6 protein-coding genes, 7 tRNA genes and 1 rRNA gene are annotated in these 7,475 nt (G+C 46.2%); 1 reads left to right on the plus strand and 13 read right to left on the minus strand.

All coding sequences use genetic code 11. From position 1 onward, the window contains the following. Nucleotides 1-89: 89 nt before the first annotated feature. The 5 genes from AC6ESP_RS24035 to AC6ESP_RS24055 form a co-directional block, all read right to left on the minus strand. A complete protein-coding gene (locus AC6ESP_RS24035; protein ID WP_497099270.1) occupies nt 90-1,475 on the minus strand; it encodes a DUF4179 domain-containing protein in 1,386 nt (461 codons plus the stop codon). Then, entirely contained in the window at nt 1,468-2,067 is a 600-nt protein-coding gene (locus tag AC6ESP_RS24040; RefSeq protein ID WP_497099271.1) for a sigma-70 family RNA polymerase sigma factor, read from the minus strand. The genes AC6ESP_RS24035 and AC6ESP_RS24040 overlap by 8 nt, the downstream gene beginning before the upstream one ends. A gap of 257 nt (nt 2,068-2,324) precedes the next feature. Beyond that, nucleotides 2,325-3,446: an ABC transporter ATP-binding protein gene (locus AC6ESP_RS24045; RefSeq protein ID WP_497099272.1), complete on the minus strand. Its 1,122-nt coding sequence runs from the start codon at nt 3,444-3,446 to the stop codon at nt 2,325-2,327. Between the two features lie 87 nt (nt 3,447-3,533). Then, nucleotides 3,534-4,676 carry a PucR family transcriptional regulator gene (locus tag AC6ESP_RS24050; RefSeq protein WP_497099273.1) on the minus strand — a complete coding sequence of 381 codons (1,143 nt, stop codon included), beginning with the start codon at nt 4,674-4,676 and terminating at the stop codon, nt 3,534-3,536. A gap of 72 nt (nt 4,677-4,748) precedes the next feature. After that, entirely contained in the window at nt 4,749-5,696 is a 948-nt protein-coding gene (locus AC6ESP_RS24055) for an MraY family glycosyltransferase (protein WP_497099274.1), read from the minus strand. Nucleotides 5,697-5,877: 181 nt separating this feature from the next. Between AC6ESP_RS24055 and ssuE the strand changes: the two genes are divergently transcribed. Beyond that, complete coding sequence (gene ssuE / locus AC6ESP_RS24060) at nt 5,878-6,444, plus strand: NADPH-dependent FMN reductase (protein WP_497099275.1); 567 nt, start codon at nt 5,878-5,880, stop codon at nt 6,442-6,444. A gap of 117 nt (nt 6,445-6,561) precedes the next feature. On the opposite strand, the gene AC6ESP_RS24065 is transcribed toward ssuE, so the two are convergent. The 8 genes from AC6ESP_RS24065 to AC6ESP_RS24100 form a co-directional block, all read right to left on the minus strand. Beyond that, nucleotides 6,562-6,637: transfer RNA gene (locus AC6ESP_RS24065), tRNA-Lys, on the minus strand. Between the two features lie 8 nt (nt 6,638-6,645). Further along, nucleotides 6,646-6,729 (minus strand) — tRNA-Tyr (locus AC6ESP_RS24070). A 12-nt stretch (nt 6,730-6,741) separates the two neighbouring features. Beyond that, nucleotides 6,742-6,817: transfer RNA gene (locus AC6ESP_RS24075), tRNA-Phe, on the minus strand. A 22-nt stretch (nt 6,818-6,839) separates the two neighbouring features. After that, nucleotides 6,840-6,916, minus strand: a tRNA-Asp gene (locus AC6ESP_RS24080). A gap of 8 nt (nt 6,917-6,924) precedes the next feature. Further along, nucleotides 6,925-7,001 (minus strand) — tRNA-Met (locus tag AC6ESP_RS24085). Between the two features lie 23 nt (nt 7,002-7,024). Next, nucleotides 7,025-7,100 (minus strand) — tRNA-Val (locus AC6ESP_RS24090). A 9-nt stretch (nt 7,101-7,109) separates the two neighbouring features. Further along, a tRNA-Met gene (locus AC6ESP_RS24095) sits at nt 7,110-7,186 on the minus strand. 179 nt (nt 7,187-7,365) lie between these two features. Next, nucleotides 7,366-7,475 (minus strand): 23S ribosomal RNA (locus tag AC6ESP_RS24100); the annotation flags it as partial.

The following is a 7,475-nucleotide window of genomic DNA, read 5'->3' on the forward strand; positions in this document are numbered from 1 at the left end:
TGTTAGTATGTAATTCAATTTCCAATGACTTCATCGTAAAGGAAAAAAGCGCCGAAAGCAACGTTTCACCATCGCTTGGCGCTCAAAAGTCACTTAATATCTACATTTACCGTCTCCAGTACATAACCAGGATATTGATACACATCGAAAGTCAATGGCTGCTTGTAGTCGGCTTTTGGAATAGAGTAGTAGATTTCGTGCTCCCCACCTAGCTTGGTATTACGATAGGATGACGTAGTACCATTCCGGTCCATTAACTGATAAATCTTGCCCGAAGCATCCTTGAAGGTAGCCAGATGATCGAAGAACCAGTAGCCGTATGTTGCCTCCTCCTGATCAAGCTCAGTCATTAAAACGGTAAGCTCAATCCGATCAACGGCATCCTTCGTCACATCCGACAGCTGAATTCGACGATCTGGCGTCGTAATTGTCTCACCCTTCTCCGTATTAACAACGAATGTTTTCCCCTTATCCGACAGCAACAGTCCGTCTGCGACAAACGTCAGCTTTTTCGGCTTTTCAAAATAGGTGCTCTGGAAATGAATGACGGATTCCTCATTATTCAACCCCCCAAATCCACCTGTATACTCCCAGCGATGTCCTTTCTCATCCACAAGAGCAGGATTGATGAATGAATTCGTCATCTTCGTATTCGATTGATCGGCTTGTATCGTGAGCTTAGCCTGCAGCGGTGTAATAACCGCATCACCAATCGTAAACCGCTGTCCACCTATTTCAATAACTTGGTTAACAGCTATCGTCTCTTTCATCCCTTCGAATCGGCTATGATCAACAGGAATCTCGACCTCCAGCCATTGCCCTTTCAGCTTCACACTGAAGCTGATGGTATGTGGAACGGTCTTTCCCTCACCCATTACTATATCTATCTTGTCGTGCATGACGGAATCTGGATCATGCGCATTCTCTGGAACACTTCCGCTGAAGATTCCCGCCTCTATATCCTTGCCAGACTCATCTCTGAATTCATAATCTTCAATTTCCGTATTCTTATTAATTCCCGGCCCTTCGCCGGAGTAGAGAATGACAACACGCTGTTCATCTGCAATTATGCCATCTACAGTGAACCGGTAACCATTCTTACTGTCCGTAACATCAACATGCTGAATGAACTTATTATCTACCGCACTCATTAAGGTGCGATCGCCTTCAATCAGCTCTACAAACCCACTCATTCCAGGAATATCCCGCAGCAGGGAGGCGAACACCGGAGAGATACGGACAAAGAGGGTCAACAGCATTAGGACGCACACAGCCGAGGTCATCAGCTTCATGCCCAGTCTGGATTTTCTCGATCTAACCACCCGTCTGCGTCCTTGCTCCATCCCTCTGAGAATCGCTTGATCTAGAGCTGCCTCAGGGGTGAGCCTGAGCGCTAAGCTTACCTGTTCTATATCTGCCTGCATGGCTTGATTAACTTCGATTCGCTCTCCATCCTTCTTCTTGTCCTCACTCATTCTCTCCCACCTCCTCTATCGTCACTGACATATTGCTTCTGAGTGATCTTAACGCTTTATTTAGCCAGGTCCGAATCGTACCATCCGGCCGCTCCAGCAGCTCCGCGATTTCCATAATCGTCATATCCCGATAATATTTCAATACAATGACCATTCTATAGTTCGCAGGCAGTGACAGCAGCTGCAGCTCCATATCCAGGCGCTCAGCAGCATCCTCACTACTCGCTGACCTTTCTAGCCTGTCCCTATAACTATAGCCATCCGAGGGAAGCTCTCTTCTACGCTTCTTGCGTTCATCCATGCATACCCGAATCAGAATACGAACCATCCAAGTCGTGAACAGCTTAGGGTCCCTCAGCGTACGTCGCTTAGTCCATACTCGGCATACCGTCTCCTGCACAGCTTCAAGCGCATCTGCTTCATTACGCATATAGGAATAGGCGATGCCATACAAGCGGCTCTTATCCATATGGATGCGCTGCAGCAGCGCATCCTCATCTCCCTCGATCGCCGCTAATGCTAATTTATCTCTATCCATCTCATCACCCCTTACCACTGCTCTAGCCCCATTCATTCCAAGCCAGAACTCCAAAAAAGAAAATGCCTCCCACACATAGTAGACCAAACAATAGCAATACAAGGATCAGAATGATCCAACCTGATTTCTTGATAATGTGTTGTAACCAGCCTGCCATACTCTTCCTCCTAGGTGAACCACCATTCTATTGCTCTACCTATTAGACGTGCGAGCAGTCATTTCGGTTTTACTTATTATGATAAATCCAACAACACGCAAACAAAAAAAGCCGTCGGACAATGTCCAACGGCTTTCGTTATAATAAGAAGTTATTAGTTCTCGAAAATGTTCAGCTCGGACTCTTTGTCGAACAAGTGTACTTTGTTCATGTCCAGAGCAAGCTTAACGCTAGTGCCATCACGAAGTGCGGAACGGCCATCTACACGAGCGATTACTGTGTCGTTACCAATACCGTTCAGGTACAGGTACATTTCGTGACCCAGGTTCTCTGCTACTTCAATGTTAGCATTAACGATTGTGTTAGGTGAAGCTTCCAGGAATACTGGCTCTTCATGAAGATCTTCTGGACGAATGCCAAGAATAACTTCTTTGCCTACATAACCTTTGGAGCGAAGTACAGCTGCTTTGCCTTCTGTGATAACAACGTCAACGCCAGTAGCTTTGAATTTAAGTGCTCCACCTTGTTCACTAACCATACCGCTGATGAAGTTCATCGAAGGAGCTCCGATGAAGCCAGCTACGAAAATGTTAACTGGGTGATTGTACAGTACTTCTGGAGAAGCTGTTTGTTGAATGAAACCGTCTTTCATAACAACGATACGATCACCCATCGTCATTGCCTCGATTTGGTCATGCGTTACGTAGATTGTTGTTGTTTCAAGACGTTTCGTCAATTTGGAGATTTCCGCACGCATTTGTCCACGAAGCTTCGCGTCCAAGTTGGAAAGCGGCTCATCCATCAAGAATACTTGTGGTTCACGAACGATTGCACGTCCAAGAGCGACACGTTGGCGTTGACCACCGGAGAGTGCTTTTGGCTTACGATCGAGCAAATGTTCAATATCTAGAATTTTAGCAGCTTCACGAACACGTTTGTCGATGTCTGCTTTTTTGAATTTACGAAGTTTAAGACCGAATGCCATGTTTTGATAAACGTTCATATGCGGGTACAAAGCGTAGGATTGGAATACCATCGCGATGTCACGATCTTTCGGAGCTACGTCATTCACAAGACGGTCGCCGATGAACAGTTTACCTTCAGAAATTTCTTCAAGACCTGCGATCATACGAAGCGTAGTGGATTTACCACAACCGGATGGTCCAACCAGTACCAGGAACTCTTTGTCTTTAATATCAAGGTTAACGTCAGTTACCGATGCTTTATCGGAACCCGGGTATTTTTTGTAAATGCCTTCTAAACGTACGCCTGCCATGTGATTTTCCCCCTAAAAGAAATTTCGTTATGCATCTATCTTATCCCACGAACGGGCTGCTGACTATGCACATACTTTACAAAAAAACTAATTTCTTTTCGTAACTTTGTACAATAGTAATATAATCTTGACTAGTACAGCGTCTCTGAACTGCCTTACGTCGAGACCTGTTTCCTGTTTAAGCTTGTCCAAGCGATACAACAAAGTGTTGCGGTGTATATATAATTTTTTGGCAGTTTCACTGACATTACAGTCCAATGAGAAGAAGGTTTCGAGTGTCGCTTGCATCTCAGCCTCAACGAACAGCTCCGTACGCTTCAAGGCATGCTCCAAATAGCGTGAGCGCTGTCCCTCAGGAATAGCATTGAGCAGCCGTTCCAGCTGAAGCATCCATGGCAGATGAATATTCGTACCTACATGGAATTTGCGGCCTAGATTAATTGTTTCCCGGAGCAACAGCGTTGTCTCCACGATTCCTTTGGCAGGGCTTACAGGATGGGCAACCGCAAGATGGCATTCCCCAATCCATTCACTTGTGAGCATTTCATGCAAGCCATAGCAAATGGAGGCTAAGCTATCCTCTTCCGCCTCATCATCTTCATCATCGAAAAGATCCGAGTCCGCATCCTTCAGTAACGAAACAGGACCCCATATGAGCCACTCTTGATTTTTAAGCGGAATGAGCAGAATATCGTCGGCCAAAAATGATCGAAGCAGCTTCTCAAGCTCTGAGTAGGTTGCCTGCTTAGCATTAGGAAATTCCGTCACTAAGAGGAATGGAATCATCTCAGCGAACAGCTTACCGCCTGCCGTCAAGTGATCAGGGATTGAATAGGAGGGCTGCTCAGATAATAACTGACGTCCGATCCATTCACTCAGCTTAAGTGCAACCGCTTCACTTTCAGATAAAGAGGAATTGCTGGTGGCGTGCTCCTGTGCTTTATTCCATTGCAAAGTCCAGCTAATGAGCTCGGTTTCCTTCGGCATCAAGCCAGCGCCTTGAATCTCGAGCACCTCTATTTCGTTCCCCAAGCTCCGCGCAGCGATCCAAGTCGTGCCGTTCTTCTCAGCCCGGCTTCCTTCCAGCATCATACTTCTTTCACCATCGCCACTCCATACAAGATCCGCTTGCTTTAATAGATCTTCCCATTCAGACAACTGCATCGTTACTAAGCTAACCGGACAGTTCAAAATGTGCTGCAGTGGGTTTAACCATTCTGTCGTGCTCATTTTCTCTATCTCCTTCTCCAGCTCCATGAATGACGCTTTTTCTCGTCATTGTATCACAAACCTACAATCAATTCAGCCCATTATCAGCAATAGGAGAATCGACAGAAGAGAGAAGAGCGCAGCGATCAGATACATGAAGGAAACCGTCTGGGTCTGAGTGAGTCCCCAATTCATTAGAGCATGATGTGTATGAAGCTTATCTGCGTGATGGAGTCCGCGCCCTGTAATGAGCCTCCTAAGCATCACTACCGCCGTATCGATGATTGGGAGTCCGAGTGCCAGCACAGGTACGAGCACAGTAATGAAGGTCGCTTTCTTGAAGGCGCCATCTACCGCTATAACCGCCAGAGTAAACCCTAGGAAGGTAGCTCCTGCATCCCCCATGAAAATACGCGCTGGGTGGAAATTGAAGCCTAAGAAGCCTAAGCAGGCACCTCCTACTATAGCAGCGAGTACAGCGGTCTCCATCTGTCCTTTGACCAATGCCGCAACAAGCAGGGTCAGCACAGATAGTGTGCATACGCCTGAAGCTAATCCATCTACTCCATCAATGAAATTAATCATATTGATAAGAGCGAACACCCATAGTATAGTGCTGATCCATGAGAACCAGAATGGAAAGGCGTGGAACATGCCGGATGCCGGGTTAGTAACCCCTTCAATCCCAATATCGAACAACAACGGCAGCGTGGATACTCCCAGATAGACAATAACTCTTGGCCATATGGGAAAATCAATACCCTTGGACTTGGATGAATCATCCATTAGCCCTATAATTACAAGTAGAGCACCTCCAATGGCAATCGTAAGACTAAGTGGTGTAATACCCTGGAATACCATAATCGTTATTGTACAGGCCGCGTAAATCGCTGCCCCCCCTAATAAAGGAATGGGCTTGCTATGGATCTTGCGTGAATTAGGCCGATCGACAAAGCCATATTTTCGTGCTATTTTTTGCAAAAAAGGGACACATAAGCACACGATAATTAAACTCATGCCTGCTGCTAGCCAATAAATCATTTCGTTATGTTCCCCTTTTCAGGTCGATTCAGATCGTTTGTTCACATTGTTCCCTTGAAGCGTTAAAATATAAAAAAGAGCTGCATTTTATCTGTTTGACGGGTCTGTTCAATCATGTTACGATTAACCTAATTAATCCATAGTTAACACATCGGAATTATAAAAAAAGAGGAGTGAGTGTATGTCAAAAGTAGTTATTCTCTCAGGAAGTCCTAATCCAGGTTCGCGTCTAACCGGAATCACGCAATATGTCGAACAGCATTTAACCGAGCAAGGAATTTCATTCCAGCATATTACTGTCGCATCTCTACCAGCTGAAGATTTGATTCATGCCCGGTTCGACAGCCCTGCAATCATTGAAGCTGCTGCTGTTGTTGAAGCTGCTGAAGCTGTTATTATTGCGAGTCCTGTCTATAAAGCATCCTTCACCGGGGTTCTCAAAACCTTCCTGGATCTGCTTCCGCAAAAAGGACTAGCAGGCAAATTCGTTACACCGCTATTCATAGGAGGCTCAATCGCTCATCTGCTGTCCATTGATTATGCCCTTAAGCCAGTTCTATCAGCTCTGAATGCCAAGCATTTTGGAAGCAATGTATACGCGGTAGATTCACAAATTGCACGTGTTGATGCTGGAGTTGGCCAATCTGCCTTTGAGCTTAATGAGGAGATCAGAGAGCGTCTGGACGCAACAATCGCCGAGCTGGTTGAAGAGATTAACCGCCGTTCGGAGAGACAGCTTATTAAATAAATAACTAGGCAAAAGCTTGGAAGTCATTCTGCATGAACAACTTCCAAGCTTTTTCATGTGCAACTAAAACACAAAAAAACCCATAAACCGAAGTCTATGGGTTATCATTTACATAAATGGTGAGTCATGTAGGATTCGAACCTACGACACCCTGATTAAAAGTCAGGTGCTCTACCAACTGAGCTAATGACTCATAGGAAATGGTGGAGGGCGATGGATTCGAACCACCGAACCCGAAGGAGCAGATTTACAGTCTGCCGTGTTTAGCCACTTCACTAGCCCTCCACAAATAAAAAATGGTGGCTCGGGACGGAATCGAACCGCCGACACGAGGATTTTCAGTCCTCTGCTCTACCGACTGAGCTACCGAGCCTTATTATTTCGTTGTAAAAAAATGGCGGAGCTGACGGGATTCGAACCCGCGGTCTCCTGCGTGACAGGCAGGCATGTTAGGCCTCTACACCACAGCTCCATGTTAATTGGTTGCGAAGACAGGATTTGAACCTGTGACCTTCGGGTTATGAGCCCGACGAGCTACCGGACTGCTCCACCTCGCGATATTATCATTCAATTGTATATATGGTGGAGGCTGAGGGGATCGAACCCCCGACCCTCTGCTTGTAAGGCAGATGCTCTCCCAGCTGAGCTAAGCCTCCATATATATGTGGTAGCGGCGAAGGGGATCGAACCCCCGACCTCACGGGTATGAACCGTACGCTCTAGCCAGCTGAGCTACACCGCCACGCTTGTCCCGCATAGTGTCCATTACTGCGCGCGGGAGCGCAAGTAATATCAGGAAACGACATAACCAAATGCCGTGTGCAGTTATGTGCAAACCGTCATACTAGACAACGTCTTGCGACATTAATTGCAACCCTGAAAACTGGATGCGAAATATTAGAATGAATTACTTTAGCTAGTTAGGATAAGCCCTCGACCGATTAGTATTCGTCAGCTGCACGCATTGCTGCGCTTCCACCCCGAACCTATCAACCTCGTCGTCTTCAAGGGGTCTTACTAATTGGGAAATC

The sequence above is a fragment of the Paenibacillus xinjiangensis genome (genome assembly GCF_059686975.1).

Excerpts from the sequence above, each read along its gene's own strand:
- AC6ESP_RS24050 (WP_497099273.1), bottom strand. The coding sequence starts at position 4,676 with ATGAGCACGACAGAATGGTTAAACCCACTGCAGCACATTTTGAACTGT.
- ssuE (WP_497099275.1), top strand. The coding sequence starts at position 5,878 with ATGTCAAAAGTAGTTATTCTCTCAGGAAGTCCTAATCCAGGTTCGCGT.
- AC6ESP_RS24045 (WP_497099272.1), bottom strand. The coding sequence starts at position 3,446 with ATGGCAGGCGTACGTTTAGAAGGCATTTACAAAAAATACCCGGGTTCC.
- AC6ESP_RS24055 (WP_497099274.1), bottom strand. The coding sequence starts at position 5,696 with ATGATTTATTGGCTAGCAGCAGGCATGAGTTTAATTATCGTGTGCTTA.
- AC6ESP_RS24035 (WP_497099270.1), bottom strand. The coding sequence starts at position 1,475 with ATGAGTGAGGACAAGAAGAAGGATGGAGAGCGAATCGAAGTTAATCAA.